21 protein-coding genes are annotated in these 16,803 nt (G+C 63.5%); 11 read left to right on the forward strand and 10 right to left on the reverse strand.

Features of this window, described 5'->3' with window-relative positions; all coding sequences use genetic code 11:
• Positions 1 to 38: 38 nt before the first annotated feature.
• Positions 39 to 545: a 30S ribosomal protein S9 gene (gene rpsI / locus ACU18_RS04565; RefSeq protein WP_050684362.1), complete on the reverse strand. Its 507-nt coding sequence runs from the start codon at positions 543 to 545 to the stop codon at positions 39 to 41.
• 39 nt (positions 546 to 584) lie between these two features.
• Entirely contained in the window at positions 585 to 1,028 is a 444-nt protein-coding gene (rplM, locus tag ACU18_RS04570) for a 50S ribosomal protein L13 (protein ID WP_050684363.1), read from the reverse strand.
• 297 nt (positions 1,029 to 1,325) lie between these two features.
• On the opposite strand from rplM, the gene ACU18_RS04575 reads away from it, so the two are divergent.
• The 9 genes from ACU18_RS04575 to ACU18_RS04615 all read left to right on the forward strand — a co-directional run bounded on the left by ACU18_RS04575 (position 1,326) and on the right by ACU18_RS04615 (position 9,175).
• A complete protein-coding gene (locus ACU18_RS04575; protein ID WP_050684364.1) occupies positions 1,326 to 1,991 on the forward strand; it encodes a prepilin peptidase in 666 nt (221 codons plus the stop codon).
• 278 nt (positions 1,992 to 2,269) lie between these two features.
• Positions 2,270 to 2,467, forward strand: a complete 198-nt coding sequence (locus ACU18_RS04580) for a Flp family type IVb pilin (protein ID WP_050684365.1) — start codon at positions 2,270 to 2,272, stop codon at positions 2,465 to 2,467.
• Positions 2,468 to 2,542: 75 nt separating this feature from the next.
• Positions 2,543 to 2,935 carry a TadE/TadG family type IV pilus assembly protein gene (locus tag ACU18_RS04585; RefSeq protein WP_050684366.1) on the forward strand — a complete coding sequence of 131 codons (393 nt, stop codon included), beginning with the start codon at positions 2,543 to 2,545 and terminating at the stop codon, positions 2,933 to 2,935.
• Positions 2,923 to 3,951 (forward strand): TadE/TadG family type IV pilus assembly protein, encoded by a 1,029-nt coding sequence (locus tag ACU18_RS04590; protein ID WP_050684367.1) that lies wholly within the window; start codon positions 2,923 to 2,925, stop codon positions 3,949 to 3,951. Before ACU18_RS04585 ends, ACU18_RS04590 begins: the two co-directional genes overlap by 13 nt.
• Before the next feature lie 18 nt (positions 3,952 to 3,969).
• The gene (gene cpaB / locus ACU18_RS04595; protein WP_050684368.1) at positions 3,970 to 4,737 is read left to right on the forward strand and encodes a Flp pilus assembly protein CpaB; all 768 of its coding nucleotides are present in this window, start codon (positions 3,970 to 3,972) and stop codon (positions 4,735 to 4,737) included.
• On the forward strand, positions 4,734 to 5,933 hold the full coding sequence (locus ACU18_RS04600) for an AAA family ATPase (protein ID WP_050684369.1): 1,200 nt from the start codon (positions 4,734 to 4,736) through the stop codon (positions 5,931 to 5,933). Before cpaB ends, ACU18_RS04600 begins: the two co-directional genes overlap by 4 nt.
• Entirely contained in the window at positions 5,930 to 7,336 is a 1,407-nt protein-coding gene (locus ACU18_RS04605) for a CpaF family protein (protein WP_050684370.1), read from the forward strand. The genes ACU18_RS04600 and ACU18_RS04605 overlap by 4 nt, the downstream gene beginning before the upstream one ends.
• Before the next feature lie 2 nt (positions 7,337 to 7,338).
• Positions 7,339 to 8,286, forward strand: a complete 948-nt coding sequence (locus tag ACU18_RS04610) for a type II secretion system F family protein (protein WP_231686003.1) — start codon at positions 7,339 to 7,341, stop codon at positions 8,284 to 8,286.
• Positions 8,287 to 8,296: 10 nt separating this feature from the next.
• Complete coding sequence (locus ACU18_RS04615) at positions 8,297 to 9,175, forward strand: type II secretion system F family protein (RefSeq protein WP_050684372.1); 879 nt, start codon at positions 8,297 to 8,299, stop codon at positions 9,173 to 9,175.
• 84 nt (positions 9,176 to 9,259) lie between these two features.
• On the opposite strand, the gene ACU18_RS04620 is transcribed toward ACU18_RS04615, so the two are convergent.
• The 8 genes from ACU18_RS04620 to ACU18_RS04655 form a co-directional block, all read right to left on the reverse strand.
• The gene (locus ACU18_RS04620; protein ID WP_197273514.1) at positions 9,260 to 10,150 is read right to left on the reverse strand and encodes a tRNA pseudouridine synthase A; all 891 of its coding nucleotides are present in this window, start codon (positions 10,148 to 10,150) and stop codon (positions 9,260 to 9,262) included.
• 32 nt (positions 10,151 to 10,182) lie between these two features.
• Positions 10,183 to 10,746, reverse strand: coding sequence for a 50S ribosomal protein L17 (gene rplQ, locus ACU18_RS04625; protein WP_050684373.1), 564 nt, complete (start codon positions 10,744 to 10,746; stop codon positions 10,183 to 10,185).
• Between the two features lie 77 nt (positions 10,747 to 10,823).
• Positions 10,824 to 11,834 carry a DNA-directed RNA polymerase subunit alpha gene (locus ACU18_RS04630; protein ID WP_050684374.1) on the reverse strand — a complete coding sequence of 337 codons (1,011 nt, stop codon included), beginning with the start codon at positions 11,832 to 11,834 and terminating at the stop codon, positions 10,824 to 10,826.
• Between the two features lie 131 nt (positions 11,835 to 11,965).
• On the reverse strand, positions 11,966 to 12,367 hold the full coding sequence (gene rpsK, locus ACU18_RS04635) for a 30S ribosomal protein S11 (RefSeq protein WP_018769149.1): 402 nt from the start codon (positions 12,365 to 12,367) through the stop codon (positions 11,966 to 11,968).
• 101 nt (positions 12,368 to 12,468) lie between these two features.
• Entirely contained in the window at positions 12,469 to 12,843 is a 375-nt protein-coding gene (gene rpsM, locus ACU18_RS04640; RefSeq protein WP_050684375.1) for a 30S ribosomal protein S13, read from the reverse strand.
• A gap of 178 nt (positions 12,844 to 13,021) precedes the next feature.
• Positions 13,022 to 13,135, reverse strand: a complete 114-nt coding sequence (gene rpmJ, locus ACU18_RS04645; protein WP_009358722.1) for a 50S ribosomal protein L36 — start codon at positions 13,133 to 13,135, stop codon at positions 13,022 to 13,024.
• Between the two features lie 69 nt (positions 13,136 to 13,204).
• Positions 13,205 to 13,426 carry a translation initiation factor IF-1 gene (gene infA, locus ACU18_RS04650; protein ID WP_009358723.1) on the reverse strand — a complete coding sequence of 74 codons (222 nt, stop codon included), beginning with the start codon at positions 13,424 to 13,426 and terminating at the stop codon, positions 13,205 to 13,207.
• Positions 13,427 to 13,598: 172 nt separating this feature from the next.
• Positions 13,599 to 14,528, reverse strand: coding sequence for a P1 family peptidase (locus ACU18_RS04655; protein WP_050684376.1), 930 nt, complete (start codon positions 14,526 to 14,528; stop codon positions 13,599 to 13,601).
• A gap of 299 nt (positions 14,529 to 14,827) precedes the next feature.
• Between ACU18_RS04655 and ACU18_RS04660 the strand changes: the two genes are divergently transcribed.
• Both ACU18_RS04660 and ACU18_RS04665 read left to right on the forward strand, forming a co-directional pair.
• On the forward strand, positions 14,828 to 15,790 hold the full coding sequence (locus ACU18_RS04660) for a carbohydrate ABC transporter permease (RefSeq protein ID WP_050684377.1): 963 nt from the start codon (positions 14,828 to 14,830) through the stop codon (positions 15,788 to 15,790).
• Positions 15,787 to 16,701 carry a carbohydrate ABC transporter permease gene (locus tag ACU18_RS04665; RefSeq protein WP_050684378.1) on the forward strand — a complete coding sequence of 305 codons (915 nt, stop codon included), beginning with the start codon at positions 15,787 to 15,789 and terminating at the stop codon, positions 16,699 to 16,701. The genes ACU18_RS04660 and ACU18_RS04665 overlap by 4 nt, the downstream gene beginning before the upstream one ends.
• Positions 16,702 to 16,803: the final 102 nt, after the last annotated feature.

Below are 16,803 nucleotides of genomic sequence, written 5' to 3' on the forward strand. Positions count from 1 at the left end.
CCCCGCCAATGGCGGGACGGGCTGTCCGGACAAGCGGTTTAGCGCTTGGAGTACTGCTGTGCCTTACGGGCCTTCTTGAGACCGGCCTTCTTACGCTCGATCACGCGGGCGTCGCGGGACAGGTAACCGGCCTTCTTCAGGGTGGCGCGGTTGTTCTCGACGTCGATCTCGTTCAGTGAACGGGCGATGCCGAGACGCAGTGCACCGGCCTGGCCGGAGATGCCGCCGCCGTGGATGCGGGCGATAACGTCGTAGGCGCCTTCGAGATCAAGGATCTTGAAGGGCTCGTTGACGTCCTGCTGGTGCAGCTTGTTCGGGAAGTAGTTGTCCAGCGCGCGGCCATTGATGGTCCACTTGCCGGAGCCGGGCACAACGCGGACGCGTGCAACGGCTTCCTTGCGGCGGCCAACTGCTGCACCGGCAACAGTCAGGGCCGGACGCTCCTTCTTGGGAGCTGCAGCGTCTGCTGCGGAGCTCTCAGAGGTGTAGCTGGTCAGGGTTTCCTCAGCCTCAACGGCTTCGGTGGTCTCTTCGTTCTGAGCCACGGTTCTCCTTGTATTAAGTAAGTTGTTTGGTGGCCAGGACTACTGGGCGACCTGGGTGATTTCGAAAGTCTTGGGCTGCTGGGCGGCGTGGGGGTGCTCAGCACCGCGGTAAACCTTCAGCTTGCCCAGCTGCTGGGCAGCGAGGGAGTTCTTGGGGAGCATGCCACGGATGGCCTTCTCAACGGCGCGGACCGGGTTGGATTCCAGCAGCTCCGCGTAGTTGACGGAGGTCAGGCCGCCCGGGTAGCCGGAGTGGCGGTATGCGCGCTTCTGCTCCAGCTTGGCGCCGGTCAGGGCAACCTTCTCAGCGTTGATGATGATGACGAAATCGCCCATGTCCATGTGGGATGCGAAAGTGGCCTTGTGCTTGCCGCGCAGCAGGATTGCGGTCTGGCTGGCAAGACGACCAAGGACAACGTCTGTGGCGTCAATGACGTGCCACTGGCGGTTGATATCGCCGGGCTTCGGGGTGTACGTACGCACGGTGTTTGCCTCGTTCTTGTTCTGGCGTTCTTTTTTAGGCTCCACTCAGGGGTGGACACCTACTATCTATGCGCTACCGGAACAGAGGTGAGGACTCTATGTAACCAGTGATCCTGGGGCTCCGAATGCGCCCGTTGGGTAGTCATCCTGCAACCGGATTCCCACTCGGGCACGCACCATCGGAATAGGACACGCACAACGACTACCAAGATTAGCGCGTTAGGGGGTTCGGGGTCAAAATGGGGTGTCGGGGCGCCTAAAACAGCACGTCCGGCAGGGCCAATACAGGGGGTAGCGGTGGCTGAGTGGGGAACTGATGGCACGGGCGCCTGGCTGCTGATCCTGGCCGCCTTTCTGGCCGGCCTGGCCGCCTCCCCGGCGGCCGGGGTGCTGATCTTCCGTTTTATGCCCCGGCTCGGCCCCCCGCCGCGGACGTCAGTGCGGATTATGACGGCGGTCCTTACCGCCGTCATATGCGCCGCCTTCGCGGCGCGGCTGGGTGATACCGCGGCACTGCCGGCGTTCCTTTTCCTGGCCATTTTGGGTACGCAGCTGGCGCGGATCGACATCAGCCGGCATCTCCTGCCTAATCCCCTTGTGCTTTTACTGTTTTCCGGCGGCCTATTACTGCTATTAGTGGCCGCATTATTTGATAAGCAAGCTGGCAATGTCCTGAATGCGCTGCTTGGCGCAGGTATCTTGTTCGCCGGCTACCTTATTCTGGCCCTTATTTCGCCCGGCGGAATAGGAATGGGCGACGTCAAGCTTGCCGCGCCGGTGGGCCTGTACCTGGGGTACTTAGGCTGGAGCCAGTTGCTATATGGCGGGCTGTTCGGGTTTGTGGTGAACGGCATGGTGACCCTGGTGGTCATCAGCACGAAGCCCCGGAATACCACCAAAGAAGTGGCCCACGGCCCGTCAATGCTGGGCGCGCTGGCCGCCGTGGCACTGCTTTTGCGCTGACCGCAGCGGCCGCAGCTCAGCCGGCCGGCCCTGCCATCTGCCGCTTTCCGGCACCCAGTACTGCCTAACTGTCCACACCCTACTGAGTACCCGCCACCCCATCCGGGTAGGCCTTTTTCCGTGCCTGCGTAAAAAGTCGGGTACCACTACGCGTTGTTGCTGCGGTAGCGGAAATGGCAATCTCGTCTTAGCGAAATCCAGCCGCTAGGAAATATGGGGGCAGCTGGAAATTCGTTGAAATACAAAAAATCCATTTCACCGAATCAAAGGACAATACAATGACTTCTCTCATGGTCTCAATGACTGCTTTCATCGCCGGCATCAAGGATCGCTTCGCTTCCGAAAAGGGCGCAACGGCCGTTGAGTACGGCCTGATGGTCGCCCTGATCGTCATCGCAGCCATCGTTGGCATCACGCTCGTCGGCACCAACCTGCAGACGCTGTTCAACTCCACCATCGCACCCAAGCTCGTCTAGGGATCACACCCCACGCCCCGGCGGCCCCCAGTCACCTGGGGGCCGCCATAGCACTATCGAGCAAGGAATCAGGACATGAACAGTAAAGACGAGCGTGGCGCGGCGGCAGTGGAATTTGCGCTTGTCCTGCCGCTGCTGCTTCTCATCCTGATCGGCATCATCGAATTTTCCCTGGCCTTCAACGCCCAGCTGTCACTCAACCAGGCAGCCCGTGAGGGCGCACGGTCCATGGCGATCAGCAACAACGCGGCCGGCGCCGCTACGGCCGCCGGCAACGCAGCCGGCCGGCTGGCACCGGCATCAGTCTCCACCACCTTCAGTGTCACGGGAGGTGGTTCCACGTGTTCCAGCGGACAGCAGGTCACGGCCACCACCACTTATACGCTCACCACGGCGACAGGTTTCATCGATGGCTTCACGGGACCGATCGTCATGACGGGGAAGGGCACCATGCTATGCGGCGGCTGACCAAAGATCCGGAAAATGAACGCGGGGCCACAGCCATCGCGGTGGCCTTGACCATGGTGATGATGTTGGGCTTCGCTGCCATCGCCGTGGACGTGGGTGGCATGTATGCCGAGAAGTCCGTTGTCCAGAACGGCGCCGATGCCGCTTCGCTTGCGGTGGCGCAGACCTGCGCCAAGAACTCCACCCTGCCCACCTGCGCCAGCGGGTCAAGCCTTTCGGGTGTGCTCGCGAAGGCAAACGCCAAGGACAATCTCACTAACGTGCAGTCAACCATTGTGGACAAGGCTGCAGGCAAGGTGACGGTTATCACCAACGCCGAGGAGTCCTCGGGGGTGCACTTCTCCACCTTCTTCGCCCGTATCTTCGGCACCAACACCGCCAGTATCAACGCCGAAGCCCAGGCCCGGTGGGGCGGGGCGCAGGCCGGCACGGCTGCCATGCCCATCGCCTTCTCGTCATGCGAGGTGGATTCGTCCATCACTGCTGATGGCACCACGCAGTTCCTGCTGTCCCACGGAACCGGTGCGGGGAAGAAGGATACCTGCCACGACACCGGATCAGGCCTCGAGATTCCCGGCGGCTTTGGCTGGCTGCTGACTTCAAGCACGTGCAAGGTCAAAGTGGACCTGGCCTCCCCATGGGTAGTCAGCAACACCGGCAACAGTCCCGAGGCGGACTGTGCCGCCACGCTTCAGGGTTGGAAGACCAAGTTGCAGGCTGGCGGGAAGGTCGTTGCCCTGTTCCCGGTTTTCGATGACACCAGGGGAACCGGCTCCAACGGCGAGTTCCACCTCAAGGCTTTTGCAGCCATTGACCTTATGGGCTGGGACCTGGCCAATCAGGACCCCTTCAGCTACATGCCCGCGGCAGCGCAGGCCTTCAAGGATGCCGGGGGCTGGAAAAACAGCGACTTGGGCATTGTCGGCAAATTCATCCGCTATGTGGCCTTGGACGAATCCTTTGAGGTCGGCGGTCCCACCATCTACGGCGGCAATGTCGTGGAACTCACCAAATAAGGAACAAAGGAGAACACCGTGAAAACAAGGCTGCTGGGGGGCCTGGCAGCATTGCTGTTGGCAGTTGTCGGATCTGTACTGATGTTTAATTACGCACAGGCAGCCGACAACCGCGCACAGCAAGGCCTGGATCCCGTTCAAGTACTCGTGCTGCAAAATGCCGTTCCGGCCGGGACGCCGGTGGCTGAGCTGGCCAAATCCACCAAGTCCACGTCCCTGCCAGGTGCTGCCGTTTCCGCAGACGCCGTCCGGGATCTCTCTGAATACGCAAACAAGGTCACCACCGTGGATCTCCAGCCCGGTGAGCAGCTGCTGGGGGCCAGGCTCGTTGACCCCAACTCACTCGCTGCTCCCGGGACGGTAGCTGTCCCGAAGGGCCTCGAGGAAGTCTCGGTCCTGCTGGAACCCCAGCGCGTGATGGGCGGCCAGCTGAAGGCCGGCGATACCGTGGGTATCTACGTCTCCTACAAACTGGATGAAGCGGCCGGCGCCGATGCACCGGTCAACGCCGACATCAAGGGCTTCAAGGAGTTCACCCGGCTGGCATTCCAGCAGGTCCTGGTCACCAGCGTCCAGCAGGCGCCGGCGGAAGCCGGCTCAGACGCCGCCACGGACGGGCCGGCATTGCCCTCGGGATCGGTCTACGTCACGCTGGCCCGGAACGATGCGGATGCTGCCGAAATCGTCTTCGCTGCCGAGTTCGGCAAGATCTGGCTTTCCAAGGAATCGGCCGATTCGAAGGACACGGCAACCGGTCCGGTCACAGTGGGCAAGGCATCCCGATGAGCCGCTTTGTGGTCGTCACCGCCGCCCAGGACTTCCAGCGCAAGGTCCAACTCGCCGTCAAAGGCGCCCTGCACGGTTCAGTCCAGGTGCTCCCACCCTCGGTAATCCTGGGTGGACCCCAGGAACTCTTTGACCGCCTCACCGGCGAACCACCGGAAGTCCTGGTGTTGGGACCGGGCCTGCCGGAGAGCGACTCCCTCAAGCTCGCCACCGTCTTCGACCTCCAGTTCCCGGAAGTCAGCCTGGTCCTGGTTGAAGACACCGCCCCTGACCAGGTCATCCTGGCCATGCGGGCCGGTATCCGGGACATCATCAGCCCCAGCGCCGATGTGGACCAGCTGAGGATCCTCCTGGAGCGGGCGTGCCTGGCGTCGGCCGGCCGCCGGCGGGGTTTGGTTTCCGCGGCCGGACCGGAGCGGGAGCCCGGACGCGTCATCACCGTTATGTCGCCCAAAGGGGGCGTAGGCAAAACCACCGTCGCAACCAACCTGGCCATCGGCCTCGGCAGGATCGCACCCATGGGTGTGGTGATCGTTGATCTCGACGTGCAGTTTGGCGACGTGGCCAGCGGCCTGCTGCTGGAACCCGAGCACACCCTGCGGGAGGCAGTAGGCGCGGCTGCCTACCAGGACTCGATGGTCCTGAAGGCTTTCCTCACCGTGCACCCCAGCGGCATCTATGCCCTCTGCGCACCGAACACCCCCAGCGAAGCCGACCACATCAGCGGCCAGGCTGTCAGCCACTTGTTGAGCCAGATGGCTGCCGAATTCCAGTATGTCGTTGTGGACACCACCCCCGGCCTGGGGGAACACGTCCTGGCGGCACTGGAACAGGCAACGGATGCGGTATGGGTCTGCGGCATGGATGTTCCCAGCATCCGCGGCCTGCACACAAGCTTCTCCATCCTCCGCGAGCTGCAGCTCCTGCCCCAGGGCCGGCATGTTGTGCTCAACTTCGCGGACCGGCGCAGCGGGCTGACGGTCCAGGACGTGGAAGCCACCATCGGCGTCCCCGTGGACACCGTCATTCCGCGGTCCAGGGCGGTCCCCTTCACAACAAACAAGGGCATCCCCATCCTGCAGGAGAATTCCCGCGACGGAGCTGCAAAAGCCCTGGCCAAGCTTGTGGAACGGTTCGACCCCAAGCATTCAGCTGCACCACAGAAGAAAGTACATCGACGGATGGTGATCTCATGAGTCTCGCAGAACGGTTGCAGGCAGCACGCGGCGGCCCGGCCATGCCCACTCCCAGCGGAGCAGGTGAACATGTTGTTCCTTTTGTGGACAGCCCGGACACCGGATCCGCGCCGGTGGACGCTTTGGCGGCCATCAAGCAACGCGCCGGGAAGGCCCTCTTTGAGCGGCTGGGGGCGAGGCTCACGGACACCACCCTGAGCGACGAGGATCTGCGGCAGATCGCCCGCGACGAGCTCAGCACCGTCATCGATGAAGAGCAGGTTCCCCTGACGCCGGAGGAGCGTCGACGGCTGATCCGCGACGTGGGTGATGATGTGCTGGGGTACGGTCCGCTGCAAAGGTACCTGGACGATCCCTCCATCACGGAGATCATGGTCAACCGGCCGGACCAGATCTATGTGGAACGGAACGGCAAACTGCTTCAAACGGATGGCCGGTTCAGCAGCGAAGAGCACCTTCGCAAAGTGATCGAACGAATCGTGGCCAAAGTAGGGCGGAGGATCGACGAATCTTCCCCGCTGGTTGACGCCCGGCTCGAAGATGGTTCCCGCGTCAACGCCATCATCCCGCCCCTGGCGGTCAACGGCTCGTCGCTGACCATCAGGAAGTTCAGCAAGGTGCCCCTGACCGTGCCGGACCTGATCAGTTTCGGCACCCTCACCCCCCAGATGGCTGAACTGTTGGATGCCTGCGTCCGGGCGAAACTGAACATCATCGTCTCCGGCGGTACGGGTACAGGGAAAACCACCCTGCTGAACGTGCTCTCCTCCTTCATTCCCCCGGAGGAACGCATCGTCACCATCGAGGACGCCGTGGAGCTGCAACTCCAGCAGAGCCACGTTGTCCGGCTGGAGAGCCGGCCGGCCAATATTGAGGGGAAGGGCGCCGTGACCATCCGCGAGCTGGTCAGGAACTCCCTCCGCATGCGGCCGGACCGGATCGTGGTGGGTGAGGTACGCGGCGGCGAGTCCCTGGACATGCTCCAGGCGATGAACACCGGCCACGACGGCTCCATCTCCACCGTTCACGCCAACTCCCCCAGGGACGCTGTTGCCCGCTTGGAAACCCTGGTGCTGATGGCGGGCATGGACTTGCCCCTGCGGGCAATCCGCGAGCAGGTTTCTTCCGCCGTCAACCTCATCGTCCACCTTTCGAGGCTCCGGGACGGCACCCGCCGGGTCACGCACATCACCGAAGTCCAGGGCATGGAAGGGGAAGTGGTCACACTGCAGGACGCCTTTGTCTTCGACTACTCCGCCGGCGTGGACAGCCTCGGCAGGTTCCTCGGCCAGCCCGTCTCCACCGGTATCCGGCCCCGGTTTGCCGATCATTTCGCGGAGCTGGGGATTAATATCAACCCCGAGATCTTCGCACCCCGGCCCATGCAGATGGGGAGGCGATGACCGTGCCCGGCCAACTGGTATTCGTCTTCGGAATAGTTGCCATTACCGCTGCGGTGCTCATCGCAATGGTGGTCGTTTTCAAACCGGCGGGCGGCTCCGTACCGATGGAGCGGCGACGTCCGTTCGGCAACCCGGACCAGGGCCTGCTAACCCGGATCACCGAAGCCACGGTGAAGTTCGTGGAACAGAGCCTTTCCCGGCGGACGCCCGCAACATCGCAGTCCACCTCGTTGCTGGTCCAGGCAGGATTGACCCTGCCACGGGCCGACTTCCTGGTGCTTGCAGCGGCGGGAACCCTGGTCAGTGCCGTGGTGGGGTTCATCCTGCAGGGGGCCGGCATGGCCCTCCTGTTCGCCATCCTGGTTCCCGTCCTGGCAAGGGTCTACCTGTCGGTGCTGGTCTCGCGTCGCAGGAGCCGGTTCGGCGAACAGCTCACGGACACCCTGACCATGATCTCCGGTGGGCTGCGGGCTGGCCACAGCGTGCTCCGGGCCATCGATGCGGTGGCCCAGGAAGCCAACGAACCCACTGCTACGGAGTTCTCCCGCGTAGTGAACGAGACCCGGCTAGGCCGGGACCTGCAGGAATCCCTGGGTGATGTGGCGGTCCGGATGAAAAGCGATGACTTCCGGTGGATGGCCGAGGCCATCGAGATCAACCGCGAGGTGGGTGGCGACCTCGCCGAGGTCTTTGACCAGGTGGGCGAAACCATCAGCGAGCGGGCCCAAATCAAAGGCACCGTCAAGGCGCTGAGCGCTGAAGGCAAACTGTCGGCCATCATCCTGATGGCCCTGCCGATTCTCCTGCTGGTCTTCCTCAGCCTGGTCAACCCCAAATATATGGGCAACCTCTTCGGCCACCCGGTCGGCTGGATGCTGCTGGGAATTGCCACCGTCATGATGGCAATCGGCGGTTTCTGGGTCCATAAAATCAGCGATCTGAAATTCTAGGGGATTTGTTATGCAGCCAATTGTCTGGGGCATCATCGCCGTAACCATGGTGCCCGCATCCATCCTGCTGTGGTCGGTCGTCGCTGTCGACAGGAAGTCCCACACAGTGATCCAGGGCAACCTTGCCCGCGGTCTCAGTGCCGGCGACTCCGGGCCGAAAGCCCAGAACATGAACCTGGAGCGGATGGCGCAACGGCTAACGCCCAAAGGCTACATCGGAAAGCTGGACAGGCTCCTGGCCCTGGCCGGCAGGCCGGCGTCCATGCCGTTGTCCCGGCTCCTCGTCGCAAAACCGGCGCTGGCGCTCATCGCGGCCGTCCTGATGATGCTGCTGCTCAGCCGTGGCGCCACGCCGCAGCTGCTCCTGCTTGCCGTTTTCGTGACCGCCCTTGCCTACTTCGTCCCGGATCTGCTGGTCCACAGCCGGGGTGCGGAGCGGCAGAAGAAGATCCAACTCGAGCTGCCCAACACCCTGGACCAGATGCTCATTTCAGTTGAGGCCGGGCTCGGTTTCGAGTCGGCCATGGCCAAGGCAGGCCAGAATGGCAAAGGGCCCCTTGCAGTGGAACTCATCCGGACCCTGCAGGACATGCAGGTGGGCCGCAGCCGGCGCGAATCGTATCTGGCAATGGCCGACCGCAGCAGCGTGCAGGACCTTCGGTCTTTTGTCCGGGCCATCGTGCAGGCCGACACCTACGGCATCGCCATCGCCAAGGTCCTGAAGTCCCAGGCGCATGAAATGCGCGTCAAGCGCCGGCAGCGCGCTGAGTACAAAGCCATGAAGCTTCCGGTCCTGGTGCTTTTCCCGCTGCTGCTGTTCATCTTCCCGGTGATCTTCATCGTCATCCTGGGTCCTGCGGTCATCAACATCATCGAAGCGTTCAGCTGAGCCTTCACCATCCATAGACCGGACCCCCTCGGAACCCAGAACCGAGGGGGTCCTTTATGGAGTTTGCCTGCCGGTGGTGAAGAACTACTCCCGCCGTGCCCGCGTCAGTTCCGCCCGCGCCAGCAGCTCAGGGCCTGACGGATAGGCGACTTCGGCGAGGACCAGGGGGTGTGGTGCGGCCAGCACCGACTTGGCGTCCCGCTTCCGCTCCATCAGCCGCTCGTAAAGCCATCCCGGCTGGTGTTGGCCCTCCCCCACATAGAGTGCTGAGCCAATCAGGGCCCGCACCATGTTGTGGCAAAACGCGTCCGCCTGGACTGTTGCAACCAGGACCCCGTCCCCGCCCCGGGAAAATTCAAACCGTTGCAGCTCGCGGATGGTCGTGGCGCCTTCCCGCGGCTTGCAGTAGGACCGGAAATCCTGCAGCCCCAGGAGCCGGGATGCTCCCTGGTTCAGCGCCGAAACATCCAGCGGGTTCCGGTGCCAGAGGGTGTAAGACCGGCCCAGCGGATCCCAGAGTGCCTGCCCGTCCGCGATCCGGTAGGTGTAGCGGCGCCAGAGCGCCGAGAACCGGGCGTCGAACCCGGGCAGCGCCAGATCCACCGAATGCACTTCGACGGCGCCGGACAAGTCACCCAGGATCCGGCTCAGCGCACCGCGGATCCTGCGAAGGAGCGCGACGGCGGGATCCAGTTCGTGCCCGCGCGGCAGTCCGCGCCATTCCTCTTCGCGAAGGTCAAGGTGGACCACCTGCCCGCGGGCGTGCACGCCGGCATCCGTGCGGCCCGCCACCGTGACCCGGACCGGGCGCCGGAGCAACAGCGCGAGCGACTCTTCCAGGACCCCCTGGACGGTCCGCCGTCCCGGCTGGAGGGCCCACCCGCTGAAGGGGCCGCCGTCGTACGAAAGATCAAGCCGGATACGCAAAAACCCGCCGCCCCCCAAAACGGGGGCCGCGGGTTTTTGGTCGTTCATAGACTCAAGTCTATGCGAAGGAAGTCAGCGAATTACTTCGCGTCCTTCTCCTCGGCGGCCGGAGCTTCGGCGTCAGCGGCCGGAGCCTCGTCAGCAGCAGCTTCGTCAGCGGCGGGAGCTTCGGTGGCCGAAGCCTCTTCTGCAACGGGAGCCTCTTCGGCGGGTGCTTCCTCAGCAACCGGGGCGGCCTTGGCGGCAGCCTGGGTGGCTTCGGCGACAACAGCCTGCTTGGCGGAAACCGGCTCGAGAACCAGTTCGATAACAGCCATGGGAGCGTTGTCGCCCTTGCGGTTGCCGATCTTGGTGATGCGGGTGTAGCCGCCGTCGCGGTTCTCCACTGCCTGGGCGATGTCGGTGAACAGCTCGTGGACAATGCCCTTGTTGCTGATCAGGCCGAGTACGCGGCGGCGTGAAGCCAGGTCGCCACGCTTGGCGAAGGTCACCAGACGCTCTGCGTAGGGCTTCAGGCGCTTGGCCTTGGTCACCGTGGTGGTGATCCGCTTGTGCTCGAACAGTGCGGCGGACAGGTTCGCGAGCATAAGACGCTCGTGAGCCGCTCCGCCTCCGAGGCGCGGACCCTTAGCGGGGGTAGGCATAATAGTTTCTCCTCATATGGAAGCCAGTGGGCTGCGCACACCGTGGTGCATCCAGCCAGCCGGCCAAGATCTGTTTGTTAGAGTTCGTCGTCGCCGAAAGCGGCGTCGTCCTCTTCAATTGCTGCGGCGCGTGCTGCGAGGTCAAAACCGGGAGGCGAGTCCTTGAGGGACAGGCCCAGTTCAACCAGCTTTGCCTTGACCTCGTCAATGGACTTCGCACCAAAGTTGCGGATGTCCATCAGGTCGGCCTCGGAGCGTGCAACGAGTTCACCCACGCTGTGGATGCCCTCACGCTTGAGGCAGTTGTAGGAACGGACGGTGAGGTCCAGATCCTCGATCGGCAGTGCCATGTCAGCTGCAAGTGCAGCGTCGGTGGGCGACGGGCCAATCTCGATACCTTCAGCTGCGGTGTTCAGCTCGCGGGCCAGACCGAACAGTTCCACCAGGGTGGTGCCTGCGGAAGCAACCGCATCGCGCGGGGCGATGGCCTGCTTGGTCTCGACGTCGACAATGAGCTTGTCGAAGTCGGTGCGCTGCTCAACACGGGTTGCTTCCACGCGGAAGGTGACCTTCAGGACCGGCGAGTAGATGGAGTCGACCGGGATACGGCCGATCTCTGCATCGCCGGACTTGTTCTGAGCTGCCGAAACGTAGCCGCGGCCGCGCTCGATGGTCAGTTCGAGTTCGAACTTGCCCTTCGAGTTCAGCGTGGCAATGTGCAGATCCGGGTTGTGGAATTCGACGCCGGCCGGCGGAGCAATGTCCGCGGCGGTGACGACTCCGGGGCCCTGCTTGCGCAGGTAGGCAACAACCGGCTCATCGTGCTCGGAGGAAACCGAGAGGCTCTTGATGTTCAGGATGATCTCGGTGACATCTTCCTTGACACCCGGAACCGTGGTGAACTCGTGCAGCACGCCATCGATCCGGATGCTGGTGACAGCAGCGCCGGGGATGGAGGAAAGCAGGGTACGGCGGAGGGAGTTTCCGAGGGTGTAGCCGAAGCCCGGTTCCAGCGGTTCAATGATGAAACGCGAACGGTTTTCGGAGACTACCTCTTCGGAGAGGGTGGGGCGCTGTGCAATGAGCACTTAGGTTTCCTTTCGGCGAGCATCCGCTATATGACGCAACACAGGTGGTGGAAATGCGGTCTGAAGACTTAACGCGCTGGGCCTGCCCGGACCATCAGTGGTCCGGGCAAGCTTATGCAACGTCGAAAGGCTTAGACGCGGCGGCGCTTCGGCGGGCGGCAACCGTTGTGCGCTGCGGGGGTGACGTCCTGGATGGAGCCAACCTCCAGGCCAGCGGCCTGCAGCGAGCGGATTGCGGTTTCGCGTCCGGAGCCCGGGCCCTTGACGAAAACGTCGACCTTGCGCATGCCGTGCTCCTGCGCACGCTTTGCAGCGGCTTCGGCAGCCATCTGGGCAGCGAACGGGGTGGACTTACGCGAACCCTTGAAGCCAACCTCACCTGAGGAAGCCCAGGAGATGACAGCACCGTTCGGATCCGTGATGGAAACGATGGTGTTGTTGAACGTGCTCTTGATGTGCGCCTGGCCAAGCGCGATATTCTTCTTGTCCTTCTTACGCGGCTTGCGAACCGCGCCACGAGTCTTCGGGGGCATTTTTTCTCCTACAGAAAGTTTATTGGGGGAAAGCTGGCGCTTGGACCCACACTTGCCGGGTTCCCGGGCTCACCGAAGTGGCCTCAGGAGGCAGGTGCGGTTTAGCGAGCCTTCTTCTTGCCGGCGACGGTACGCTTCGGGCCCTTGCGGGTACGTGCGTTGGTCTTCGTACGCTGTCCGCGTACAGGCAGGCCCTTGCGGTGGCGCAGGCCTTCGTAGCTGCCGATTTCAACCTTGCGGCGGATATCTGCTGCTACTTCGCGGCGAAGGTCACCCTCAACCTTGTAGTTGCCTTCAATGTAGTCACGCAGCTCAACCAGCTGGGCATCCGTGAGGTCCTTAACGCGGACGTCAGAGCTGATGCCAGTGGCAGCCAGGGTTTCGTGTGCACGGGTCTTGCCCACGCCGTAGATGTAAGTAAGCGCAATTTCCAGCCGCTTTTCGCGGGGAATGTCTACGCCAGCGAGACGAGCCATAGTGGCAGTACTCCTTGATAAACCGGAGGTCCTAGGCAGTACACCCGCACGTTCCGTGCGGCCCCAGCCTCCGACCGGGGGTTAGCTGTCCGGGCTCAATACGTCCCAGTTCAGCTTGTGCTGCCTTTTATTTACTTGCGTGGGTTAGCAACCCAGGGTTTTCCTTCAGGGAAGGAAATTAGCCCTGGCGCTGCTTGTGGCGCGGGTTCTCGCAGATCACCATGACCCGGCCATTACGGCGGATCACTTTGCACTTTTCGCAGATCTGCTTGACGCTCGGCTTGACCTTCATGGCGTTCCTTTGCGTGTAACAGTTGGTCAACTGGAGCAGCGGCAGCGGATGCCGCAACTGCCCAGCAATTTACTTGTAGCGGTAGACGATACGACCACGGGTGAGGTCGTACGGGCTCAGCTCCACCACTACGCGGTCCTCGGGGAGGATCCGGATGTAGTGCTGGCGCATCTTTCCAGAGATGTGTGCCAGAACGATGTGCTTGTTGGTGAGCTCAACGCGAAACATCGCGTTAGGCAGCGCCTCGGTCACAACGCCTTCGATCTCAATGACCCCGTCCTTCTTGGCCATACCCTCCGCTAACTGTTGTTGCCGCAGCCCTGCCGGATTGCACCGGGAAAGACCACGAACGTTTTTGTTGGATCGATCATCTTCTCCTGAGCCCAAAAGGGCGCGGCAGTCCAGACAACCAACAAGCAACACTACCCTGTTCGCCGGTAAAAGTTAAATCGGCCATACTAACCTACGTGGTGCCGAATGCACCATAATCCCCGGCGGGCGTGCGCACCGGTTCGGCGCAGGCGATGCCGTCCAGGATGGCGGCATGCACGACGTCGGCTGCCGCGCTTTGCAGCGCCACCAGGCTGATCTGCCGGGCCGTTCCGGTGCTCCGGTCCAGGGCCACGGCGCCGGTCGCCAGGCAGAAGACCGTGTCCCCGTCCGCCAGCGTGTGGGACGGGTTCAAGGCCCGCGCCAGCCCGGCATGGGCGGCCGCTGCCGTCCGTTTGCACTCCGCAGGGTCAAGGACAGCGTTGGTGGCTACTACCACCAACGTGGTGTTAAGCAGTGGGCCGCCTTCCGGCGCCGCCGCTTGCCGGGCAGGTTCAAACGGCAGGCCCAGGGCGTTGACCACAGCGAGCGCGCCCACCACCACACCGCCGGGAAGGGTGGCGGAGGCGGTGCCGACACCGCCCTTATAGGTCCTGCCAATCACGGCCCCGGTACCTGCCCCCACGTTCCCGCGGTCGACGCCGTGCCCTTCAACCTGGCGCCCGGCTGCGGCAGCTGCCGCGTATCCCATGTCCGGGGTGGGCCGGGCGGAAAAGTCACCGCCCCGGCCCAGGTCGAAGATGGCCGCGGCCGGCACGATGGGGACCACGCCGCCCGGAACGGCGAACCCGCGGCCGTTCTCCTCACACCAGCGCTGCGCCCCGGCCGCCGAGGCAAGTCCGTACGCGCTGCCGCCGGTCAGGACCACGGCGTCCACGGTGGAAACGAGGGTGGTGGGATCCAGGGCATCCGTTTCATGGGTAGCCGGGCCGCCGCCCTGGACGTCCACGGAGCCCACAGTGCCCGGCGGGGGCAGGACCACTGTCACCCCGGTCAGCCAGCCGCCGCCGACTTCCTGGACCTGCCCCACCCGGATACCGGGCACATCAGTGATCGCTCCCATCCCACCATTCTCCTCCCCCTCCCCCAACTAGGTCGCAGTTGTTGTCGTTTTGGGGCCCCAAAACGACAACAACTGCGAGTCAGTTGGGTCCCAAAGGCGGGGAAGGTGACCACCCCCGGCGGCGGAAACGAACTTTGCGCCACCCGGACTTCAACGGTCCGTAAACAGCCAGGAAAGGGTTGGCCAACAATTCCCGGGAAGCCGGAAACCGTCGCTTTAGCCACTGACCGGTGTGGTGGAGTGAGAGTCAGCTCCCCCCTCCGCAGCGCCCTGACCAGGGCCTTCTTCGTAAGAGACCCATGACCACTTCCCTTTCCGGGGCCAGGCCTGCCATGCAACCGGCACCGCCGCCCGCCCCGACCCCACCTGCGGCCCGGCCGCGCTGGTCCGCCAGGTCCCGCCGGGACTTCATTGTCTTCCTGGCCCTCGCCCTGCCCAACCTGGTGCTGATCGGGACGTTCACCTACCTCCCGCTGCTGAACAACATCTACTACTCCACGCTGAACTGGACGCTGGGCTCCGCCTCGGCCACCGTCGTCGGACTCGAAAACTACGTCAGGTTCTTCACCAGCGCGGACGCCCCCAAGGTCCTGGGCACCACCGCCATCTTCACCGTGACCACCGTGGGCGGCTCCATGGTCCTTGGGCTGCTGGTGGCTGTGGCCCTGAACAGCAGGGTCCGCGGCACCACGTTCGCCCGCGCCGCCGTGTTCGCCCCCTACGTACTTTCCGGCGTTGGCGTAGGACTCGTGTGGCTGTTCATCTTCGACCCCGGGTACGGCGTACTGTCCTGGCTCCTCCGCGGACTGGGCCAGCAGAGCCCGCAGTGGATCAACAATCCGGAACTGTCGCTGGTCATGGTGATCATCGTGTACGTCTGGAAGAACCTGGGCTACTGCGCCGTGGTGTTCCTGGCCGGACTGCAGTCGCTGCCTAAAGATGTAATGGAGGCCGCTGCCCTGGACGGGGCGGGAAGTTTCCGCCGTTTCCTCAGCATCTCCGTGCCGCTGCTCTCCCCCACTACGTTCTTCCTGCTGATCACCACCATGCTCAGCTCGCTGCAGGCCTTTGACCTGATCCGGATCATGACCCCGCTGGGTTCCGGCACCAGCACCCTGATCTACGAGGCCTACCTGCAGGCCTTCGGCGCCTACAACCGCGCGGGCTACTCCGCCGCCATCTCCGTGGTGCTCTTTGCCATCCTTTTGGTCATCACGGTGCTGCAGCTGCGGTTCGTCGAGCGGAAAGTCCACTACTCATGAGCGCGCCCACCGCCCCCGCAGTCCCCCGCGCCGACAGCCTTGACGACGACGGCCCCGCACCGCGGGTGCGCCCCTTCAGCCGGACCAATCTGGTCCAGACCCTCCTGGCCGGCTACGTTCCGCTGGTGGTGGCCGTACTGGTGGTGTTCCTGCCGCTGCTCTGGATGGTGTTGAGCTCGTTCAAGCAGCCGGGCGAGATCGTCACCCTTGACCTCCAGGTGCTGCCGAAAAGCCTGGACCCGGAAAACTACCGGATCGCCACCACCACCGTGCCGTTCGGCCAGTTTTTCCTCAACAGCACCGTGGTGACGGTGGTGGGCTCCGGCATCAAGGTGCTGCTGGCCATCCTCACCGCCTACGCGTTGGTCTTTGTCCGCTTCCCGGGCAAGAAGCTGATCTTTGTGCTCATCCTGGTGGCGCTGATGGTCCCGGCACAGGTGTCCATCCTGCCCAACTACATCCTGATCGCCGGGATGGGCGGCAAAAACACCCTGTGGGGCATCATCCTCCCCGGCCTGGGAACAGCGTTCGGCACGTTCCTGCTGCGCCAGCACTTCCTCACCCTGCCGGCTTCCATCATGGAGGCCGCGGAGATTGACGGCGCCGGGCACTGGCGCCGGCTCTGGCAGGTGGCGGCCCCGGTATCCCTGCCCTCCATCGCCACCGTGGCCCTGGTGACCGTGGTCAGCGAGTGGAACGAATACATCTGGCCGCTGATCATCACCGACAAGCCCGAAAGCATGACGCTGCCCGTAGGCCTGACCCTGCTCCAGAACTCCGAAGGCAACGGCGCCGGCTGGGGCATCATGATGGCCGGTGCCGTCCTGGTGATCCTGCCCATCCTGGTGGTTTTCGCCATGCTGCAGCGCTACATCGTGGCCGGCCTGACCCAGGGCAGCGTCACGGGCTGATCCCCCGGCCACCCGCCGTCGGCCGTTCCTTCAACCAATACCTCTCCTCCCACCGCATCCAGCCGGACCTCCGGGCTGCGCCGCAGCCTGCCCCGGCACCAA

The sequence above is a fragment of the Arthrobacter sp. ZBG10 genome (assembly GCF_001238605.1).
GTDB lineage: Bacteria > Actinomycetota > Actinomycetes > Actinomycetales > Micrococcaceae > Arthrobacter.

Bases quoted from the DNA above. Each gene is read 5' to 3' on its own strand.
- ACU18_RS04580 (WP_050684365.1), top strand. From the start codon at position 2,270: ATGACTTCTCTCATGGTCTCAATGACTGCTTTCATCGCCGGCATCAAG.
- ACU18_RS04585 (WP_050684366.1), top strand. From the start codon at position 2,543: ATGAACAGTAAAGACGAGCGTGGCGCGGCGGCAGTGGAATTTGCGCTT.
- ACU18_RS04590 (WP_050684367.1), top strand. From the start codon at position 2,923: ATGCGGCGGCTGACCAAAGATCCGGAAAATGAACGCGGGGCCACAGCC.
- ACU18_RS04600 (WP_050684369.1), top strand. From the start codon at position 4,734: ATGAGCCGCTTTGTGGTCGTCACCGCCGCCCAGGACTTCCAGCGCAAG.
- ACU18_RS04605 (WP_050684370.1), top strand. From the start codon at position 5,930: ATGAGTCTCGCAGAACGGTTGCAGGCAGCACGCGGCGGCCCGGCCATG.
- ACU18_RS04615 (WP_050684372.1), top strand. From the start codon at position 8,297: ATGCAGCCAATTGTCTGGGGCATCATCGCCGTAACCATGGTGCCCGCA.
- ACU18_RS04620 (WP_197273514.1), bottom strand. From the start codon at position 10,150: ATGAACGACCAAAAACCCGCGGCCCCCGTTTTGGGGGGCGGCGGGTTT.
- rplQ (WP_050684373.1), bottom strand. From the start codon at position 10,746: ATGCCTACCCCCGCTAAGGGTCCGCGCCTCGGAGGCGGAGCGGCTCAC.
- rpsK (WP_018769149.1), bottom strand. From the start codon at position 12,367: ATGCCCCCGAAGACTCGTGGCGCGGTTCGCAAGCCGCGTAAGAAGGAC.
- rpsM (WP_050684375.1), bottom strand. From the start codon at position 12,843: ATGGCTCGTCTCGCTGGCGTAGACATTCCCCGCGAAAAGCGGCTGGAA.
- rpmJ (WP_009358722.1), bottom strand. From the start codon at position 13,135: ATGAAGGTCAAGCCGAGCGTCAAGCAGATCTGCGAAAAGTGCAAAGTG.
- infA (WP_009358723.1), bottom strand. From the start codon at position 13,426: ATGGCCAAGAAGGACGGGGTCATTGAGATCGAAGGCGTTGTGACCGAG.
- ACU18_RS04655 (WP_050684376.1), bottom strand. From the start codon at position 14,528: ATGGGAGCGATCACTGATGTGCCCGGTATCCGGGTGGGGCAGGTCCAG.
- ACU18_RS04660 (WP_050684377.1), top strand. From the start codon at position 14,828: ATGACCACTTCCCTTTCCGGGGCCAGGCCTGCCATGCAACCGGCACCG.
- ACU18_RS04665 (WP_050684378.1), top strand. From the start codon at position 15,787: ATGAGCGCGCCCACCGCCCCCGCAGTCCCCCGCGCCGACAGCCTTGAC.